Source organism: Brachybacterium sp. GU-2 (assembly GCF_030866705.2).
Lineage (GTDB): Bacteria > Actinomycetota > Actinomycetes > Actinomycetales > Dermabacteraceae > Brachybacterium > Brachybacterium conglomeratum.
In genome coordinates, this window is record NZ_CP133037.2 from 972522 (window position 1) to 991868 (window position 19347).

The 19347-nt window shown below is 71.1% G+C and carries 15 protein-coding genes and 2 pseudogenes; 10 read left to right on the forward strand and 7 right to left on the reverse strand.

The features are described 5' to 3' along the window. The first annotated feature begins 55 nt into the window (after window positions 1-55). The 7 genes and pseudogenes from RBL05_RS04525 (at window position 56) to RBL05_RS04555 (ending at window position 8507) form a co-directional block, all read left to right on the forward strand. Window positions 56-1755 (forward strand): annotated as a pseudogene (locus RBL05_RS04525) (alpha-amylase family glycosyl hydrolase). A 132-nt stretch (window positions 1756-1887) separates the two neighbouring features. Further along, entirely contained in the window at window positions 1888-3147 is a 1260-nt protein-coding gene (locus RBL05_RS04530; RefSeq protein WP_308740493.1) for a carboxylate--amine ligase, read from the forward strand. A gap of 86 nt (window positions 3148-3233) precedes the next feature. Then, window positions 3234-4508 (forward strand): carboxylate--amine ligase, encoded by a 1275-nt coding sequence (locus RBL05_RS04535; protein ID WP_308740492.1) that lies wholly within the window; start codon window positions 3234-3236, stop codon window positions 4506-4508. A gap of 61 nt (window positions 4509-4569) precedes the next feature. Next, complete coding sequence (locus RBL05_RS04540; RefSeq protein ID WP_269362031.1) at window positions 4570-5076, forward strand: YbhB/YbcL family Raf kinase inhibitor-like protein; 507 nt, start codon at window positions 4570-4572, stop codon at window positions 5074-5076. A 207-nt stretch (window positions 5077-5283) separates the two neighbouring features. Continuing rightward, complete coding sequence (locus RBL05_RS04545; RefSeq protein ID WP_308741127.1) at window positions 5284-6522, forward strand: glycosyltransferase; 1239 nt, start codon at window positions 5284-5286, stop codon at window positions 6520-6522. Continuing rightward, window positions 6519-7310, forward strand: coding sequence for a TVP38/TMEM64 family protein (locus tag RBL05_RS04550; protein WP_308740491.1), 792 nt, complete (start codon window positions 6519-6521; stop codon window positions 7308-7310). Before RBL05_RS04545 ends, RBL05_RS04550 begins: the two co-directional genes overlap by 4 nt. A gap of 360 nt (window positions 7311-7670) precedes the next feature. Then, window positions 7671-8507: a glycosyltransferase gene (locus RBL05_RS04555; RefSeq protein ID WP_318604124.1), complete on the forward strand. Its 837-nt coding sequence runs from the start codon at window positions 7671-7673 to the stop codon at window positions 8505-8507. 96 nt (window positions 8508-8603) lie between these two features. On the opposite strand, the gene RBL05_RS04560 is transcribed toward RBL05_RS04555, so the two are convergent. From RBL05_RS04560 to dnaK, 4 genes are all read right to left on the reverse strand, one after another. After that, entirely contained in the window at window positions 8604-9044 is a 441-nt protein-coding gene (locus tag RBL05_RS04560; RefSeq protein ID WP_308740489.1) for a heat shock protein transcriptional repressor HspR, read from the reverse strand. A gap of 114 nt (window positions 9045-9158) precedes the next feature. Next, on the reverse strand, window positions 9159-10166 hold the full coding sequence (locus tag RBL05_RS04565; RefSeq protein WP_308740488.1) for a DnaJ C-terminal domain-containing protein: 1008 nt from the start codon (window positions 10164-10166) through the stop codon (window positions 9159-9161). Between the two features lie 134 nt (window positions 10167-10300). Next, window positions 10301-10978, reverse strand: coding sequence for a nucleotide exchange factor GrpE (locus RBL05_RS04570; RefSeq protein WP_308740487.1), 678 nt, complete (start codon window positions 10976-10978; stop codon window positions 10301-10303). Beyond that, complete coding sequence (gene dnaK, locus RBL05_RS04575; protein WP_308740486.1) at window positions 10978-12837, reverse strand: molecular chaperone DnaK; 1860 nt, start codon at window positions 12835-12837, stop codon at window positions 10978-10980. The genes RBL05_RS04570 and dnaK overlap by 1 nt, the downstream gene beginning before the upstream one ends. A 624-nt stretch (window positions 12838-13461) precedes the next feature. On the opposite strand from dnaK, the gene nhaA reads away from it, so the two are divergent. Next, the gene (nhaA, locus tag RBL05_RS04580) at window positions 13462-15276 is read left to right on the forward strand and encodes a Na+/H+ antiporter NhaA (protein ID WP_412523789.1); all 1815 of its coding nucleotides are present in this window, start codon (window positions 13462-13464) and stop codon (window positions 15274-15276) included. Between the two features lie 62 nt (window positions 15277-15338). Here the strand turns inward: nhaA and RBL05_RS04585 are convergent. After that, window positions 15339-15464: pseudogene (locus RBL05_RS04585) on the reverse strand (IS256 family transposase); the annotation flags it as partial. 22 nt (window positions 15465-15486) lie between these two features. Continuing rightward, complete coding sequence (locus RBL05_RS04590) at window positions 15487-16338, reverse strand: response regulator transcription factor family protein (protein WP_308740484.1); 852 nt, start codon at window positions 16336-16338, stop codon at window positions 15487-15489. A gap of 92 nt (window positions 16339-16430) precedes the next feature. Between RBL05_RS04590 and hxlB the strand changes: the two genes are divergently transcribed. Together hxlB and hxlA are read left to right on the forward strand one after the other, a co-directional pair. Further along, window positions 16431-17003: a 6-phospho-3-hexuloisomerase gene (hxlB, locus tag RBL05_RS04595; protein WP_308740483.1), complete on the forward strand. Its 573-nt coding sequence runs from the start codon at window positions 16431-16433 to the stop codon at window positions 17001-17003. 53 nt (window positions 17004-17056) lie between these two features. Then, window positions 17057-17680, forward strand: a complete 624-nt coding sequence (gene hxlA, locus RBL05_RS04600) for a 3-hexulose-6-phosphate synthase (protein WP_308740482.1) — start codon at window positions 17057-17059, stop codon at window positions 17678-17680. A 264-nt stretch (window positions 17681-17944) separates the two neighbouring features. Here hxlA and RBL05_RS04605 read toward each other — a convergent pair whose 3' ends face one another. After that, the gene (locus RBL05_RS04605; RefSeq protein WP_308740481.1) at window positions 17945-19138 is read right to left on the reverse strand and encodes an alcohol dehydrogenase catalytic domain-containing protein; all 1194 of its coding nucleotides are present in this window, start codon (window positions 19136-19138) and stop codon (window positions 17945-17947) included. Window positions 19139-19347 lie beyond the last annotated feature (209 nt).

The window sequence follows — 19347 nt, forward strand, 5'->3', positions numbered from 1 at the left end:
GGCCGGCACTCCCCGTCGGCCCGGCGCCCCGCACCGCCCCCATCGGAAGGACACCATGACCACCACCTCCTCGCCCGCCCCCGCGACCGCGCAGCCGGAGGCCGGCGCCCCCGAATGGTGGCGCGACGCCGTGGTCTACCAGGTGTATCCCCGCTCCTTCGCCGATGCGGACGGCGACGGCATGGGCGACCTGCCCGGCGTCACCTCCCGCCTGCCCTACCTGCGCGAGCTCGGCGTGGACGCCCTCTGGCTCTCGCCCTTCTACACCTCCCCGCAGCGCGACGGCGGCTACGACGTGGCCGACTACTGCGACGTGGACCCGCGCTTCGGCTCGCTCGCCGATGCCGACGAGCTCATCGCCTCCGCCCATGCGATGGGCCTGAAGGTGATCGTGGACATCGTCCCCAACCACTCCTCGAGCGAGCACGAGCTGTTCCAGCAGGCGCTGGCGGCCGGGCCCGGCTCCCCCGAGCGGGACATGTACGTGTTCGCCGATGGCCGGGGGAGCACGGCGAGCTGCCGCCGAACAACTGGACCTCGATCTTCCACGGCGAGGCCTGGACCCGCGTCACCGAGGCGGACGGCACGCCCGGGCAGTGGTACCTGCACATCTTCGACACCTCCCAGCCGGACTGGAACTGGCAGAACCCGCGCGTGCACGCCCTGTTCCGGGATGTGCTGCGGTTCTGGCTGGATCGCGGGGCCGACGGGTTCCGCGTGGACGTCGCCCACGGGATGGTCAAGCCCGAGGGGCTGCCGGACGCCGCCGTCAACGCCGAGGGGCTGCTGGACATCCCCGAGGGCGAGGTGCCGATCTACTTCGACAACGACGGGGTGCTGGAGATCTACCGCGAGTGGCGGCCGATCCTGGACTCCTACGAGGGCGAGCGGATGATGGTGCTGGAGGCCTGGATCCCCGAGCACCGGCTGCCGCTGTACATCGGCCCCGAGGAGGCGCACCAGTCCTTCAACTTCGGGTTCCTCCAGGCCACCTGGGGCGTGGAGACGATGCGGGCGGCGATCGAGAAGCCGCTGGCCCTGGCCGATGCCGTGGGCGCGCCCACCACCTGGGTGCTGTCCAACCACGACGTGATCCGGCACGCCACCCGCTACGGCTTCCCGCCCGGCTACCGCTTCGGCGAGGGGCTGGGCCGCGAGGAGACGCCGGACGCGGCGCTGGGCCTGGCCCGCGCCCGCGCGGCGACGCTGCTGATGCTGTCCCTGCCGGGCGCCGCCTACCTGTACCAGGGCGAGGAGCTGGGCCTGCCGGAGGTCGCGGAGATCCCCGACGCGCTGCGCGAGGACCCCGCCCATCTTCGGGCCGGGGTGCCCGGCCGCGACGGCTGCCGCGTGCCGCTGCCCTGGCGGGCGGACGCCCCGGCGTACGGCTTCTCCCCCACCGGCGAGAGCTGGCTGCCGCAGCCGGAGGAGTTCGGGGCGCTGGCGGCGGATGCGCAGGAGGGCGTGTCCGGGTCGACGCTGGAGATGTACCGCGCCGCGATCGCGCTGCGCAGGGAGCACGGCCTGGGCCGCTCGGACGCCCCGGTGGAGTTCCTCGAGGACCTGCCCGAGGGCCTGCTGGGCCTGGTGCGCGGCGAGGTGGTGGTGCTGGTGAACACCTCGGAGGAGGAGCTGCCGCTGCCCGCCGGACCGGACGGCCTCGACCTCGCGGACGCGGAGGTGCTGGTCGGCTCCGCCGAGCCCGTGCCCGGCCGGCTCCCGGCCGACGCCGCCGTGTGGCTGCGTCGGCGCTGAGCCGCCGCTGCGCCGGGGAGGAGCAGCACTGACGCCGCCGGCGGATCGCCGGTGAGTCGCGGTGCTCACGTCCGGCCGCGCAGGGCCCGTCCCTGCGCGGCGGGAGCCCGCCTCCCCGCTAGGATCGCGCTCATGCGCTCGCCCTCCGCCCCGGTCGATCCCGGGTTCGACGTCGTCGTCCTCGGCGCCGGCCTGAACTCCCTGAACCTCACCATCGCCTTCCACGCCCAGTACGGGATGCGCTGCACCACCGTGGTGCGCACCCCGGTGGCGATGAACGAGCGCACGGTCACGACGGACCTCGTCACCCTCGGCGCCGACGCGAGCGACGAGGACCTGCGCGATGCGCTGATCGACCTGGCCGCCCAGCGCCCCGCCGGCCGGCCGGCGCTGCTGCTGACCAACGCGGACTCCCTCATCGAGCTGATCGATCGCTTCCGCGCCGATCTGGAGCCGCACTACCTGCTCGCGCAGGTCGACGCCCAGCTGCTGTCGCGCCTGGCGGACAAGGCCGAGTTCGCGGAGATCTGCGAGGAGCTCGGCATCGACACGGTCCCCACCGTCATCGTCGACTTCTCCCGGGCCGGGGAGCCGGACTGGAACGGGCACGAGGAGCTGCCCTGGTCCTATCCCGTGGTCGGCAAGGCCGCGAACACCGCCGAATACCACCACGTCGACTTCCCCGGGAAGAAGAAGGTGTTCTTCCTCGAGTCCGCGGAGGAGCAGCAGGCCCTCGTGCGATCCCTGCAGGAGGCCGGCTTCACCGGGCGCTTCCTGTTCCAGGAGCTGATCGAGGGGGACGACACCGCGCAGCGCTCGATCACCGCCTACCGCTCCAGCCGCGGGAGGGTGACGCTGCTGTGCGCGGCGCAGGTGCTGCTGGGCGAGCACACCCCCGAGGCGCTCGGCCGGCCCGCCGCGATGGTCACCGGCGACTTCCCGAGCCTCACCGCCGCCGCGGAGCGCTTCCTGGACCATGTGGACTACGTGGGCTTCGCGAACTTCGACGTGAAGGTCGACCCGCGCACCGGCCGGGAGTGCTTCTTCGAGATCAACCCCCGCATCGGCCGGAACAACTACTACGTCACCGCCGCGGGCGAGCCCGTGGCGCGGCACGTGGTCGAGGACCGGGTGCACGGACGCGACATCGCCCAGGTGCGCGTCACCCGGCCGATCCTCTACACGATCCTGCCGCTGCGGCTCGTGCTCTCCTATGTGCGCGATCCCGCCCTGCGCGAGCACGTCCGAGGTGTGGCGCGGCGCGGGCTGCGCAACCCCTTCCGGTACCGTCCTGAGGGCCTGTGGATGCGCGCCTACTCGGTCGTCTCCGGCCTGAACTTCGTGCGCAAGTACCGCGCCGTGTACCCGCGCCCCACCGACACCGGCTTCTGAGCGTCCCGGCCCGGCACGTCCCGCCGCTCCCCGATCCCACCGCTTCACCCCTCCCGCACCGCGCACGACCGACAAGGACCCCTCTGATGCCCGACACCCCGCCCCGCCCCTGCACCGCCGTGTCGACCCCGGAGGTGGACCTGGTGCTGCTCGGCGGCGACATCGGCATCTACGCCCTGGCCCGCGCCTTCCACGAGAAGTACGGGATCACCTCGACGGTCGTGACCCGGAAGGTCGCCGGCCCCGTCGCGGACTCCTCGATCCTGACGACCGTGGAGCTGGGCATGGCCGCCTCCGAGGAGGACATGGTCGCGGCGCTGCTGCAGGTGGGCCGCGACAAGGCCGCTCGCTCCGGCGGCACCCGCCCGGTGCTGCTGGCGAACGCGGACTTCCTGGTCGCGCTGCTGGCCGCGCACCGGGACGAGCTCGGCGAGCTCTTCCACCTGCCGCTGCTGGACGACGACGTGCTCGAGGCCGTCGCGGACAAGGCGACCTTCTCCCAGATGTGCTCCGAGATCGGCGTGGCCACCCCGCGCACCGTCGTGCTCGACTTCGAGGGCGGCACGGCGCCGGAGGTGCCGGAGCTGGACCTCGGCTGGCCCGTGGTCGCCAAGGCCTCCCGCTCCTCCGCGTACAACGCCGTCTCCTTCCCCGGCAAGCGGAAGGTCTTCGAGATCGAGGACCGCGCCCAGCTGCTCGACCTCGTCGGCCGTCTCACGGAGGCCGGCTATCAGGACCGCTTCGTGGTCCAGGAGATGATCCCCGGCGACGACACCTCGATGCTGTCGGTGACCGCCTATGTCGACACCCAGGGCCGGGTCACCCTGCTCGGCGGGGCGCAGGTGCTCCTCGAGGAGCACACCCCCGGCGCGCTGGGGAACCCGGCGGCGATGTTCACGACCGACCTGCCGGAGGTGTTCGAGCAGTCGGTGCGCTTCCTGCACCACACCGGCTACCGCGGCTACGCCAACTTCGACGTGAAGATCGACCCCCGCGACGGGGTCGGGAAGTTCTTCGAGGTCAACCCCCGCATCGGCCGGAACAACTACTACATGACCGCGGCCGGGGCGAACGTCGCGCTGCCCGTGGTGGCGGACCTCGTCGAGCAGCGCGAGATGGAGCGGCTGGTGCCGCGCGAGGAGGTCCTCTACTCGATCGTGCCGTGGCCGCTGCTGCGCCGCTACATCATCGACCCGGACCTGCGCACCCGGGTGCGGGAGATCGGGAAGCGCCGCACCGTGCACCCGCTCGCCTACGGGGTCGAGGGCGCGAAGCGCCGCTTCTACGTGCTCGCCGCGAAGATGAACCAGGTCAAGAAGTTCCTCCAGCACTACCCGCGTCCCTCGGCCGACGGCTTCTGAGGGGCGGGAGACCGGCGCGGTCCGGTCGACTTCTCCGCGCGCCCTGCCTAGGCTGATCGGCATGAGCGAGAACGTCACCGAATCCGACGAGACCTTCAGCCTGACCTCCTCCGCCACGCCGGACGGGACGGTGGTCGCCCCGCCGCAGCTCGTCGAGGCCCTCGGCGGGCAGAACCTCTCCCCCGATCTCGCATGGAGCGACGCTCCCGAGGGGACGCGGTCCTTCGCGGTCACCTGCTACGACCCGGACGCCCCGACGGGCTCCGGGTTCTGGCACTGGGTCGCCTGGGACATCCCTGCCACTGCCGCGTCGCTGCCGCAGGGCGTGGCCCGCGAGGACGCCGGCTCGCCGATCCGCCAGGCCGTGAACGACTTCGGGAACGTCGGCTACGACGGGCCGGAGCCGCCCGCCGGCGCCCCGCACCGCTATCAGTTCTCGATCCACGCCCTGCCTGTGGAGACCCTCGGCGTCGAGCACGGGGCCGCCAACGTCCAGGCGCGCTTCGCGATCTTCACCCAGCAGCTGGGGTCCACGTCGCTCACGGCCCGCTACCAGGTGACGGGCTGACGCACTAGGGGGAAACTCTCCGCGACGCGTCGGGCGCGCCCGGTTCTGGCCCCTGGGCACCGGTCATAGGCTCGGAGCATGAGCACGAGGACCAGGCACGGCCAGGCGTCGGAGGCAGGATCAGACCACGGTCTGATCCCTCTCCTCCGCTCGGCGGAGGCGCTCGGCGCGACCACGTGCGAACCTCGAGGGGTGAACGTGACCAGGATGCGCCCGAGCCACCGTCAGGACGCCGAGCCGACCCGTCCCCTGCGAGTGCTCCTCACCACGGACTGGTGGGAGCCGGTGGTCAACGGGGTGGTCGCCTCGGTCCAGACCTTGCGCCGCGAGCTGCTCGCCCTCGGCTGCGACGTGCGGGTGCTGACGCTGTCCCAGGGCATCCGCACCCGCAGCGAGCAGGGCGTCTACCGCATCGGCTCGGTCTCCGCCTCGATGGTCTACGACCGCGCCCGGATCGGCATGCCCGCCAGCCGCCGCGTGCTGCGCGAGATCCTGCGCTGGCGACCGGACGTCGTCCACTCCCAGTGCGAGTTCTCGACCCACGTGTGGGCGCGCCGCATCGCCCGCACCCTCGCCGTGCCGCTGGTGCACACCTACCACACGATCTACGAGGACTACACGCACTACTACTCCCCCAGCCGCTCCGTCGGAAGGAAGGTCGTGGAGACCTTCTCCCGCCGGGTCCTGGCGGGGACGGACGCCGTCGTGGTCCCCACCGCGAAGGTCCAGCGGATCCTCACCGGCTACGGGGTCCGCTCCCCCGTGCACGTCGTGCCGACGGGCCTGGACCTCGAGCGCTTCCGGCCCGCCGCGAGCGAGGCCGAGCACGAGGACGTCCGGTCGCTGCGCCGCGGGCTCGGCATCGCCCCCGAGCAGCGGGTGCTCGTCTCCGTCTCGCGCCTGGCCAAGGAGAAGAACCTCGAGGAGGTCCTCGACATGGTCGCGGCCGCGGACCGGGCGGACACGGTGCTCGTGCTCGTCGGCGACGGGCCCTACCGCCCCGAGCTCGAGGCCCACGCCCGGGCGCTCGGGATCGCCGACCGGGTACGCTTCGCGGGCGTCGCGGATCCCGCCGAGGTGCAGCGCTGGTACCGGATCGGCGAGCTGTTCGTCAGCGCCTCCCTCAGCGAGACCCAGGGCCTGACCTTCATCGAGGCGCTCGCCTGCGGGCTGCCGCTGCTGTGCCGCCGCGACCCGTCGCTGGCGAACGTGGTCGTCGAGGGGCGCACGGGCTGGCAGTACGAGGACGCCGAGCAGTTCTCCGCCCACCTGTCCACGCTGCTGGACGGCCCGCGCCGACGCGAGGAGATGGCGACCGCGGCCCGTGAGCACGCGCAGGCGACCTGCGGGGCGCAGGACTTCGGTCGGCACGTGCTCGAGGTGTACCACCAGAGCCTGCGCCGCAGACCCGCCCGGATCATCTCGCGCCCGGTCGTGACCGCATGAGCACCACGACCGGGGCGATCCCCGCGGTCCGCACCGCACCGACGCGCCCGGCGACCCCTTCACGCCGCATCGCCGCCCGTCACGTCACCGCCCGGCCGGTCCCCGCACCCGTCTCCCGCCCGGTTGCGGTGCAGGCCCCGGCCGCCCCGGCCCGCCCCGGCGCCGACCGGATCTCCGGGACCGGTGGCCGGGAGGCCGGGATCCGACGGGACCCGCTGCGGATCGCCGCCCGGCTCTCCCCGCTGCTCGGCCTCGGCCTCTCCATCGCACTGGTGGTCTGGGGGCTCGACACGGGGGTGCTGCGCTCGCTGACGAACCTGCAGGCCTTCATCGACTCGCTCGGCGCCTGGGGTCCGCTCGCCTTCTTCGTGGTCTCCGCCGCCTCGGTCGTCTTCCCCATCGTCCCCGGCGGCCTGCTGGTGATCGCGGGCCCGGTGCTCTTCGGCGCCGTCGAGGGGACCGTGCTGAACTACCTCGCCGTGTGCTCGGGCTCCCTGCTGAACTTCCTGATCGCGCGGCACGTGGGCCTGGGCCTCATCCAGCGGATGTTCCGTCCGCGCACGGTGGAGAAGCTGCTGGGCTGGACGCGCAGCGCGCACTTCACCCGCGCCTTCGCGCTCGCGATCGCGCTTCCCGTCGCGCCCGACGACCTGCTGTGCTACATCGCGGGCACCACCCGCATGAGGTGGCGCACTTACGTCGCGATCATCCTGCTGTGCAAGCCGTGGGCGCTGATCACCTACGGCCTCGGCGTGAGCGCGCTGCTGCTGCGCTTCCTTCCCTGGTGAGGAGTACTCCCCGATGCTCATGAGCTCCCGCGCCGCGAGGCGCCGCCGCCGGCCGCTCGAGGCGGCCGGCCGCCGTCTGGACCGCATCGCCCACACGGTCCTGCCCGGACGCCATCCCCGCCGCGGGGTGCGCGGCGACGAGCCGCTGCGCGTGCTGATGCCGCGCGGTCTCGCCTCGCTGGCGAAGGAGTCCGGGATCGGCGCCGCGATGCGCCATCAGGAGAACGCCGTGCGGGCCCTCGGCCACGAGGTGGTCACCAACCCCCTGCGCCCCTTCGACGTGGTGCACCTGAACACCCCGTTCCCGGACACGCCGCTGCTCGCGCACTGGGCGCGGCTGTGCCGACGACCGGTGCTGATGTGGGCACACTCGACCGAGGAGGACTTCCGCTACTCCTTCCCCGGGCGAACCGCGTCGCGCCGCTGTTCCGTCGCTGGATCGCGCACCTGTACCGCCGCGGCGACCTCGTGGTCACCCCGAGCGAGTACTCGCGCGGGCTCATCTCCCGGCCGGAGTACGGCCTGCGCGCCCCGGTGCGGGTGCTCTCCAACGGCGTGGACACGACCTTCTTCCGCCCCGATCCGGGAGCGCGGAGGCGGCTGCGCGAGCAGCTGGGCCTCGGACCGGAGGCGCGCGTGGTGGTCAGCGTCGGGATGCAGCTGGTGCGCAAGGGGATCCTCGACTGGGTGGAGGTGGCGAGGCTGCTGCCGGAGGTGACCTTCGTCTGGTACGGCCGCACCGATCCCCGCATGCTCACCCGGGACGTCGAGCGGGCGCTGGCCTCCGCGCCGCCGAACGCCCTCTTCCCCGGCTACGTGCAGGCGGAGCAGGTGCGCGAGGCGTACTGCGGGGCGGACGTCTTCTGCTTCCTCACCAAGGAGGAGACCGAGGGGATCGTGCTGTGGGAGGCGCTGGCCTGCGAGGTGCCGGCGCTGGTGCGCGCGATCCCGATCTACCGCGACGGGACGCCCGACGGGGTGCTCACGCACCAGGTCGCGGGCGACGGCCCCGGCTTCCCGGGGCGCGCGGCGGAGAAGCTCGCTGCGCTGCTGGACGGGGAGCTCGCCGACCTCCACCGAGCGGGACGCGAGGCGGCCGAGGGCGTGGACATCCGGCAGATCGCGCGGACGCTCGGGACGCTGTATGAGGAGGTCGGGGCGCAGCCGCACCGGCCTGCTCCCGGGCCGGACGACTGAGGCCGGGCCGCCCGGGCGCGGGTCCCGGCCGCGGCCCGGCGTCGCCGGCCGCTCGCTCGGCGCGGGCGAGGGAGGCCCGGTGCCGGCGGCCCGAGGTCAGCGGCGGTGGCCGGGCCGCCAGACGACGAGCGCGCCGCTGCCGGAGCTTCGGCGGGGACGCTCGCCGCGGCGCAGAGCGCTGATCTCCCCGTCGCGGTCGGCGGTGAACACGCGGCGCTGCGCGGGGCTCATCGACTCGAGGGTCTCGCGCACGCGCTGCAGCTGGTCCTGGAGGGTCTGGACCTCGTCCTGCAGCTCGAGGATCCGCTTGATGCCGGCGAGGTTGACGCCCTGGTCCTGGGACAGCGCCTGGATCTCCCGCAGCCGCATCACGTCGCGCGCGCTGTAGCGGCGTCCCCGGCCGCGGGTGCGCTGCGGGACGACCAGGCCGAGCCGGTCGTACTGGCGCAGGGTCTGGGGGTGCATGCCGGAGAGCTCGGCAGCGACCGAGATGGCGAAGACCGGCGCGCGCTCGTCGAGACGGGACGAGGGGGCCATCGGACAGCTCCTTCCGGGATGCGGAGATGGACGGGTCGGACGGGCGCGGCGGCGGGCGGCGCCGATCTCCGAACGGACCGGCCGGAGACCTCCGTCCGGCCCGTTCGGCTCCGGTCAGCTGGCGGCGGCCGCGGCGAGCCCGGCACGCGGTTCCTCGCCCTTGAGCGCCTCGCGCAGGTCCTCCACGGCCTTCTTCGCCTTCCCCTCGACGTGCGAGGGGACTGCGACCTGGACGCTGACGTGGAGGTCGCCGGTGCGCTTGGAGGTCACGAGCCCCTTGCCGCGGACGCGCAGGGTACGGCCGGACGGGGTGCCCGCGGGGACCTTCACCGACACGGTGCCACCGTCCAGCAGCGGGACGGACAGGGTGGTGCCCAGCACGGCCTCGTCGAAGGAGACGGGCACCGTGATCTTCAGGTTCGCGCCGTCGGCGCTCCACACGGGGTGCTCCTCGACGTCCAGCGTGAGCAGCAGGTCTCCTGCCGGGCCGCCGCCGGGGCCGGGCCGGCCCTTGCCGCGCAGGCGGATCTTCTGCCCGTCGTGGACGCCCGCGGGGATGCGGGCGGTGACGGTCCTCCCGTCCACGGTCAGCCGGATCTCGGTGCCCAGCGCCGCGTCGCGGAAGCTGATCCTCGTGCGGGCCGAGATGTCCTGGCCCTTGGAGGGGCCGGGCTGGAAGCCGGCCGGTCCCCCGCCGCCGAAGCCGCCGCCGGCCTGACCGCCGAACATCTTCAGCAGGTCGTCGAGATCGGGGCTCGCGCCACCTCCGCCGCCTGCGGCGTAGCCGCCTGGGGCGCCCTGACCGGCACCGAACATCGAGGAGAAGATGTCCTCGAAGCCTGCACCGCCGGGCCCGCCCTGGCCGGCGGAGAAGCGCGCACCGCCGGAGCCCATGGCGCGGATCGCGTCGTACTGCTCGCGCTGCTCGGGATCGTTGAGGACCGAGTAGGCCTCGCCGATCTCCTTGAATGTCTCCTCCGCCGTGGGGTCGTCGGGGTGGCGGTCGGGGTGGTACTGCCGGGCCTTCTTGCGATAGGCCTTCTTGATCTCCTGCGCGTCGGCGTCCTTGGAGACGCCGAGGACCGCGTAGAAGTCCTTGTCGAGCCAGTCCTGTCCGGACATCAGCGTCTCCTTCCGGGAGCCTCAGGTACTTCTGCGTCGTTCGGGGGTTCGTGGTGTTCGTGGGGAATGAGCCGGGGCGGGACCCGTCGGCGGGACCGACGGGCCCCGCCCCGGCGTGGTGGAGGCGCCTGCTCTCAGGCGGGCCCGCGCGTCCCGACCCGGGCGGGGCGCAGCACGCGATCGTTCATCGCATAGCCCGGCTGCATGACGAGCGAGATCGTGGCGGTCTCGACGTCATCGGCGTCCTCGTGCATGAGGGCCTCGTGGAGGTTCGGGTCGAACTCCTCGCCCACCGCGCCGAAGCGCTTCAGGCCGTGGGAGCCGAGGATCTCCACCAGCTTCTGCGCGATCGAGTGGAAGGGCGTTCCCTCGGCGATGTCGCCGTGCTGGCGGCCCAGCTCCACGTCGTCGAGCACCGGGATCAGAGCGGCCAGGACGCGACCCACGGCCGCCTCCTTGCCCGCCTCGGCGGAGGCCTCGATCCGGCGGCGCGAGTTGACGTACTCGGCCTGCTCGCGCTTGAGCTGCTCGGTGAGCGCGGTGACCTGGCCCTCGAGCTCGGCGACCCGTCCGGCGTCTGCCGGGGCGGAGTCCCCGCCCTGGCCCGAGGCGGCCTGCTCGAAGAGCGTCGCCGCCTCGGCGTCGATCGGGTCGACCGGCTCCTGGGAGCCCTGTCCCTCGGAGGCGGGGGCGTCCCCGGAGGGACGGATCGAGCCGTCCTCCGGGTTCACCTTCCGCTTGTCGGTGAAGGAGAACCGCGGCTCGCCCTCAGGGCGCTGGGCGTCGTCGGGGTGGCTCTGGTTCTCGGTCATCACTTGTTCTCCTCGTCCTCGTCCACGATCTCGGCGTCGACCACGTCGTCGTCATCGGACGACGGCGCCTCGGTGCCCTCGGGAGCGCCCTCGGCACCCTCCTGGGCCTGGGAGTAGATCGCGGTGCCGACGGCCTGCAGCGCCTCGTTCAGCGCGTCGCGCTTGGCCTCGAGGTCCTCGGTGGAGGCGTCCTCCTTGGCCAGCTCGTCCTTCGCCTCCTTGATGGCGTCCTCGGCCTTCGTCCTGTCGCCGTCGGAGATCTTCTCCTCGTTGTCCTTCAGCAGCTTCTCGCCCTGGTAGACGAGCTGCTCGAGGGTGTTGCGGGCGTCGGCGTTCTTGCGGCGCTCCTCGTCCTCGGCGGCGTGGGCCTCGGCGTCCTTCACCATGCGGTCGATGTCCTCTTCGGACAGGGCGGAGCCGCCGGTGATCTGGATGGACTGCTCGTTGCCGGTGCCGCGGTCCTTCGCGGTCACGTGCACGATGCCGTTGGAGTCGATGTCGAAGGTGACCTCGATCTGCGGGATGCCGCGCGGGGCCGGCGCGATGCCGGTCAGCTCGAAGGTGCCGAGGAGCTTGTTGTCCCGGGTGAACTGACGCTCGCCCTGGAACACCTGGATCGCCACGGAGGGCTGATTGTCCTCAGCCGTGGAGAAGACCTCGGAGGTCTTGGTCGGGATGGCCGCATTGCGCTCGATGAGCTTGGTCATCACGCCGCCCTTGGTCTCGATGCCGAGGGAGAGCGGGGTGACGTCCATGAGCAGGACGTCCTTGCGCTCGCCCTTGATCACCGCAGCCTGGAGCGCGGCGCCGACGGCGACGACCTCGTCCGGGTTCACGGACTTGTTGGGCTCCTTGCCGCCGGTCAGCTCCTTGACGACCTCGGTCACCGCGGGCATGCGGGTCGAGCCGCCCACGAGGACCACGTGGTCGATGTCGGCGACCTTGATGCCGGCGTCCTTGATGACCTGGTGGAAGGGGGCCTTGGTGCGCTCGAGCAGGTCCGAGGTCATGTCCTCGAACTGCGCGCGGGTCAGCTTCTCGTCCAGGTGCAGCGGGCCGTTCTCGGTCATCGAGAGGTACTGCAGGGAGAGGGTGGTGGAGGTGGAGGAGCTCAGCTCCTTCTTCGCCTGCTCCGCGGCCTCCTTCAGGCGCTGCAGGGCGATGCGGTCCTTGCCCAGGTCCACGCCCTCCTTGTTCTTCACCTGCGAGATCAGCCAGTCGACGATCTTCTGGTCCCAGTCGTCGCCGCCGAGGCGGTTGTCGCCGGCGGTGGCCTGGACCTGGATGGTCGAGCCCTCCTCGTCCTTGCTCACCTCGAGCAGGGAGACGTCGAAGGTGCCGCCGCCGAGGTCGAAGACGAGGATCTGCTCGTCGTCGTTGCCCTTCTCGAGGCCGTAGGCGAGTGCCGCGGCGGTGGGCTCGTTGATGATGCGCAGGACGTTCAGACCCGCGATGGTGCCGGCGTCCTTGGTGGCCTGACGCTCGGAGTCGGAGAAGTAGGCCGGGACGGTGATGACCGCGTCGGTCACCGACTCACCCAGGTAGGACTCGGCGTCCTTCTTGAGCTTGCCCAGGATGCGGGCCGAGATCTCCTGCGGGGTGTACTTCTTGCCGTCGATCTCCTGGGTCCAGTCGGTGCCCATGTGGCGCTTGACGGAGGAGATGGTGCGGTCGACGTTGGTCACGGCCTGACGCTTGGCGACCTCGCCGACGAGCACCTCGCCCTGCTTGGAGAAGGCGACGACCGACGGGGTGGTGCGGGAGCCCTCGGCGTTCGCGATGACGGTGGGCTGACCGCCCTCAAGGACGGCGACGGCGGAGTTGGTGGTGCCGAGATCGATTCCGACGACACGGGACATGGGTGCCTGCCTTTCTGCGACGGATGCGCCGCACGGGATCTTCGCTGCCGACCAGCGGCCGACGGCAAGACTTGAGCTGTACGGACTCAAGTAGAGAACCCGAGATCGACGATGTCAATCTCAGCAGCTCCGTTCTTGAGTGCACCCGACTCAACTCTGATCCGATCAGGTTCATTCCCGGTGCAGCAAGACGTGATGGAGGCCACATCCGCAGGCTCTCGACAAGGTGGCAGTGATCTCACCGATCTGTCACCGGCGTGGCTGGATCGCGGATCCTGTCTCGGACCAGGGCATCGATGACGCACTCCCTGCGCTGGTGACACCCGGACGAGTCCTGTGGTCGGCATCGTCCTGCGCCGGACAGCGCCGCACGGGCCCCCACGGGACTCCGTTCTGCCGAGCGGTCGCGACCGCTGCGGCGAGGTGGGAGGGGAACTCCCGCGGGAGCTCTTGCACGAGCCGCACGCACCTCGCGCGCAGCCGGGGATCGATCTCCCACGGCCGCCCGTCCATCCCCTCGGACCCGAACAGCAGCGGCATCGCACCCGGTCCGACCCAGTGGCGCCGGCCAGCGCGTTCAGGCAGAATCGCGCCGTGCCCCACTCCACCTCTCCCTCGCGCGGTATTGCCGGAAGACTCCGCACGGAGTCGGGCTCGGCCGTCCTGCTCATCGTCGTCACGGCCTTCGCTCTCCTCTGGGCGAACTCGCCGCTGTCCTCTTCCTATGTCGAGCTGTGGCAGCAGAGCGTCGGGATCGACGTCGGCCCGTTCGGCCTGCACCTGGATCTGCACCACTGGATCAACGACGGACTGATGGTCGTGTTCTTCTTCGTCGTGGGTCTCGAGGTGCGCCAGGAGTTCGCACACGGGGCTCTGCGGGACAGCAGTCGCGCCCGTCTGGCGGCGATCGCGGGCGTCACGGGTGTGGCGTTGCCCGCGCTGGTGTACGTCCTGGTCGTCGGCGCGTCCGGTGGCGAGGGGCTTCGCGGGTGGGGGGCGGTCGTCGGAACGGACACGGCGTTCATGCTCGGTGCTCTCGCGATCGTCGGCCCTCGGCTTTCCGGGCAGCTGCGCGTCTTCCTCCTGACCCTCACGGTGGTCGACGACTTCCTTGCGGTGTCGATCATCGGGGTGTTCTACAGCGACGAGATCCGACCCGTCCCGCTGCTGGTCGCTCTCGGCTGCCTCGTCGCCCTGTGGCTGGTGGGCCGTTCCCGGCAGTGGAGTGCCGCTCCGTACGTCGGGATCGTCATCGTGCTGTGGCTGGCGACTCTGTCCTCCGGCATCCACGCCTCGCTGACGGGCATGATCGCCGGCCTTCTGATCCCCGCCTACCCGACGCAACGGCAGGAGGTGGTCGCCGCCCGGCAGCTGTTCCGAGACTTCTGGCAATCCCCGATCGCTTCCTCGGCGCGTGCCGTCGGACGGGGGCTGTCCAAGGGCGTGTCGGTCAACGAGCGGTTGTACGAGTACCTCCGTCTCCCCACGGCGTTGCTGGTCGTGCCGATCTTCGCTCTGGCCAATGCCGGAGTCGACCTGGGCGGCGGGGTGGTGGCCGACTCGCTCGGCTCGCCTGTGACGTGGGGCGTCATCGCGGGGCTCGTGCTCGGCAAGCTCCTCGGAATCGGGATCGCGACGCTCCTCGCCGTTCGGATGGGCGCAGGCCGACTGCCGGAGGGGGTCGGAATGGGCAGCGTGTTCGGCGGGGCAGCACTTTCGGGCATCGGTTTCACCGTGTCGCTGCTGGTCATCAGCCTCGCTTTCGACTCCTCCTCGGATCTGGGGCGCCAGGCGACGCTGGGCGTGCTCGTGGCGATGGTGCTCGCCACTGTTCTGGGCTGGTTGATCTTCAAGGTCGCGGCCCGTCGGTGGGGAGAGGAGACGGCGGATCTCCCGATGACGCTCGACTCTCCGGTGGACCCCGAGGTGGATCACATCCGCGGACCGGAGGACGCCCGGCTCACCCTCGTGGAGTTCGTGGACTTCGAGTGCGAGTACTGCGCGCACGCCACTGGCTCATGGGAAGACCTGCACGGGCGCTTCGGTGACGATCTGCGCTACGTCGTGCGGCATCTGCCTCACCATCCTCACGGCCCCCTCGCCGCACGGGCCGCCGAGGCGGCCGCGAAGCAGCAGATGTTCTGGCCGTGGCTCGACTTCGTCTTCACTCGGCAGGACGCGCTGGAGAGGGAGGATCTCATCGGCTACGCGGCCGAGCTGGGACTCGATGTCGAGGCGTTCATCGAGGATCTCGACAGCGACGAGGTCGCTGCGAGGGTCCAGCGGGACATCGCGAGCGCGGAGGCGAGCGGCGCCAAGATGACCCCGACGTTCTTCATCGAGGGTTGTCGGATGGTGGGCAGCTATGACGCGCGCTCACTGACCGAGATGCTGGAATCGAGCCGTCGCGGGGGCCGCACCCAGGCGGCGAGGGCCTGAGGCCGATCCGCGAACCCGGAACACGGTGGGACGCGGGCCGTGCCGGCGCGTATCAGTCACAGCTGCGCGTTCACCGGTTTCGCGTCGGGCTGGTCCTGGACGGCGTGCGGCATCGCCTTCACCGCCGGCCACCAGCTCTTCGAGGTCACGGCCATGAGGCTCGCAGCGCAGCGGGTGCGACACCGCTGCCGACGTCCGGACCGAGGCCCGCTATCGTGTCTGGGCGCTCGGAGAGTGCGCATCATGGGAGTGAGCGATGCTTGCGAGCTCGGCGCGCGTGCGGGCGCCGTATTTCCGCAGCAAGTTGGCCACGTGGTACTTCACGGTGTTGGCCGTGATCCCGAGCTGGTCGCCGATGCGCTGGTTCGAGATCCCGGTCGCGACCAGGCGCAGCACCTGCTTCTCGCGGTCGGTGAGTTCCTCGGCGCCCTCCACGGTGAGCGCTGCGCTGGGTGGGTCCAGTGGGACCTCGATCCGCAGCGTCGTCCCCCAGCCCGGGGTCGTCTCCACGTCCATGGTTCCGTCGAGCGCCGCCACTCGCTCCGCGATCGGACGCAGTGTGTCGTCGTGCGCCGTCACCGCGATCCCCCCGTCGTCACGGACCTCCATCAGCAGGTTGCGGCCATCGCAGTCCCAGCCGATCCGGGCGCGTGCTGCGTCCGCGCGGTCGATCAGCGAGAGCACTGCTGTGCGGGAGATGGCGCGGGCTTCCCGAGCGACCGGGCCCGGCAGCGCCCGTCCTCGCGCAGGAGGCTCGGCGAACTGGACCTGCAGCGGCCCGGAGCGGATCAGAGGACGCAGTTCGGTGCGCAGGCGCGAGAATGCTTCGGCTACCGGCTCGAGCACGCTCTCCTGCTGCTCATGGACCGAGCGGGCACGGATGAGTGCGGAGGAGGCGATCTCCGTGGCCTCCCTGCGCGCGGCCGCATCCGCGAGTCGGCCGGAGCGGAGCACGGCAAGGATCGATTCGAGGGTGATCGCATGTTGATCAGCCTGCTCGGTCAGGGCACGGTCCCCCGACAGGGAGCGGGCACGTTCCAGCGGGGTAGGGAGATCGCTCACTCGGCTACTCTAGCCCGACCTGGGAGGCCCACCCGATCGAACGGGGCGCCCCGCTCATCGGGCAGCAGTGGACCGCCGCGGACCGGCCCAAGATGGTCGACATGGAAGAACGAAGCATCCAGGATTCGCTGACGCGGATCGTCAACGAGATCGACGGGGCAGCTGCCCTTCCCGACGCGCACGCGCTCGCGGCCGCCGTCGAACTGACAGCGAACGCCCGGCGGGTCTTCCTCCACGGCGCCGGACGCTCCGGGCTCGCGCTGCGGATGACGGCCATGCGCCTCATGCACCTCGGGCTGCAGGTCCACGTCGTCGGTGAGACGACGACCCCGGCGATCGAAGAGGGCGATCTGCTGCTGACCGCCAGCGGTTCCGGCACGACCTCGTCAGTGGTGAGCGCGGCCGAGACGGCAAGATCCGTCGGTGCCCGCGTCATCGGGATCACGACCGACCCCGAGTCACCGCTTGCTCAGCTGTCCCACGCCGTCCTGGTCATCCGTGCGGCGACGAAGACAGACCGCTCCGAGCAGCAGTCGGCTCAGTACGCCGGCAGCCTCTTCGAGCAGCTCCTCGTCCTCGTCGGCGACGCTCTCTTCGACGTCCTGTGGCAGAAGAGCGGACAGAGTGCGGATGCGCTCTGGCCCCGTCATGCCAACCTCGAATGACCTTTCTTCCCCGTTCCATCATCGACACCACCACGAGAAAGAGACACCCTGATATGCGACTGCAGTTCGCCATGGACACCCTGACCACCGAGTCCGCCCTCGACCTCGCCGCGAAGGCCGGACCCCACATCGACATCCTCGAGCTCGGCACCCCTCTGATCAAGAGCGAGGGCCTCGCGGCGATCACGGCGGTCAAGGCCGCCCACCCCGACAAGACCGTCTTCGCCGACCTCAAGACCATGGATGCCGGCGAGCTGGAAGCTGACATCGCCTTCGCTGCCGGAGCCGATCTGGTCACCGTGCTCGGCGTCGCCGGTGACAGCACGATCGCCGGCGCGGTCGCCGCGGCGACCAAGCACGGCAAGGGCGTCGTCGTCGATCTGATCGGAGTGGCCGACAAGGCCGCACGGGCCCGAGAGGTCGTCGCCCTCGGTGCAGTGTTCGTGGAGATGCACGCCGGCCTCGACGAGCAGGCGGAGGACGGCTACAGCCTCGACGCCCTGCTCGCCGCCGGCGAGGCCGCCGAGGTCCCGTTCTCCGTCGCCGGCGGCGTCAGTGCGGACTCGGTCGAGGCCGTCCAGCGGGCGGGAGCAGACGTGGCCGTCGCGGGCAGCGCCATCTACAGCGCATCGGACGTCGCCGCCGCGGCCGCCGCCATCCGCTCCGCCATCAGCTGACCACCGCCCACCGCATCCCGTGGAGAGGGGGCAGGTGACGGCACGCCCGGACCCCTCCCCTCCCACCGGGTGCGGTGGGCTGATGCCGCAGTCGATCCCCGCGTGGCGCAGCGCGCCACGTGACCCTCCTCCCCGCAGGGCGTGCCGAGGCGGGCCCGCGCCGGGCATCGTCCAGGACGGGATCGGCGACGGATCCGTGCACAGAGCCGGCCCGCGACCGCCGCTGGAGCGACGATCGCGGGCCGGGTGTATGACATCCCTGAATCAGGCGGGGATCATGCCATGCGGGTCGATGATGAACTTCTCCGAGACACCGGTGTCGAACTTCGCGTAGGCGTCAGGGGCCTCGTCGAGGCTGATGACCTTGGTGTTGAGCATGTCGCTGAGGTAGGGCATGCGGTCCCACAGGATCGACATCATCAGCTCACGGTTGTAGTGCATGATCGGGGCCTGGCCGCCGGAGATCCGAGGCGACTTGATCCACGCCTTGCCGAAGTCGAGCGGGTAGGTGCCCTCCTGCTCGGCCTTGGAGGAGGCCAGCGGGTCGGGGCCGTAGACGCCGACGATGCCGGTGGCACCCCCTGCGCGGGTGGCGTCCATGACCTGGTTGATGGCGTGGGCCGGGCTCATGTCCTCGGCTTCGCGGCCGATCCCGTGGGCTTCGTTGCCGACGTAGTCGACGGCGCAGTCCACCATGGGTTCGCCGAGGATGGCCTCGATCTGATCGGTCAGCGGCACGTCCTGGTTCAGGTCGATGGTCTCGCAGCCGTTGTTCTTCATCAGGTCCAGCCGGTCCTGGTGGTAGTCACCGACGATGATGCAGGACGCACCCAGAAGGCGGGCCGCCGCGGCGCCGCAGCGACCGACGGGACCGGCGCCGGCGATGTAGACGGTCGAGCCGGGCTTGGCCCCGGCCTCCATGAGGCCGTGGAACGCGGTGGGCAGGATGTCCGAGAGCAGGGCGAGGTCACGGATCTTCTCCATGGCCTGGTCCTTGTCCGGGAAGCGGAGCAGCTGGAAGTCGGCGTACGGGACGAACAGGTACTCCGCCTGTCCGCCCTGGAAATCACCCAGGTTGAACCCGTAGGCGCCGCAGGACACGTCGGGGTTCACGGTCTCGCACACCTCGGTGTGGCGGGCACGACAGTTGCGGCATCGGCCGCAGGCGACGTTGAAGGGGACCGAGACCAGGTCGCCTTCGGAGAGGAACTCGACGTCGGAGCCGATCTCGACGACCTCGCCGGTCATCTCGTGCCCCATCACCATGCCCTGGGGGACGGGGAAGGAACCGCGGTAGATGTGCAGGTCGGAGCCGCAGATGTTGGTGGCGACGATCTTGAGGATGACGCCGTGCGGGGCGCTCCTGCCGTTCGGCATCTCGAGCTTCGGGAAGTCGAGGGTCTCGACGCGCATGTCCTTGACGTTCTGGAACACGACGGCGCGGTTGCTGCTTGCCATGACGATCTCCTCCAGTTGTGGATGGCCCGGTCGCGGAAGTGCCACGGTCATATGGATGCCCGTCGCCCGCGACCTCGGCTCTCTTCGAGCATAGGACAGACGGGACCTCGCCCTCCACCGAGGTGCCCGCCGCCGCTGCGGCGATAGGCACCACAGGCAGGTGGACCGTGGAGGACCGGGCCATGCTCCGACCGGTCGGTGGAACGCGT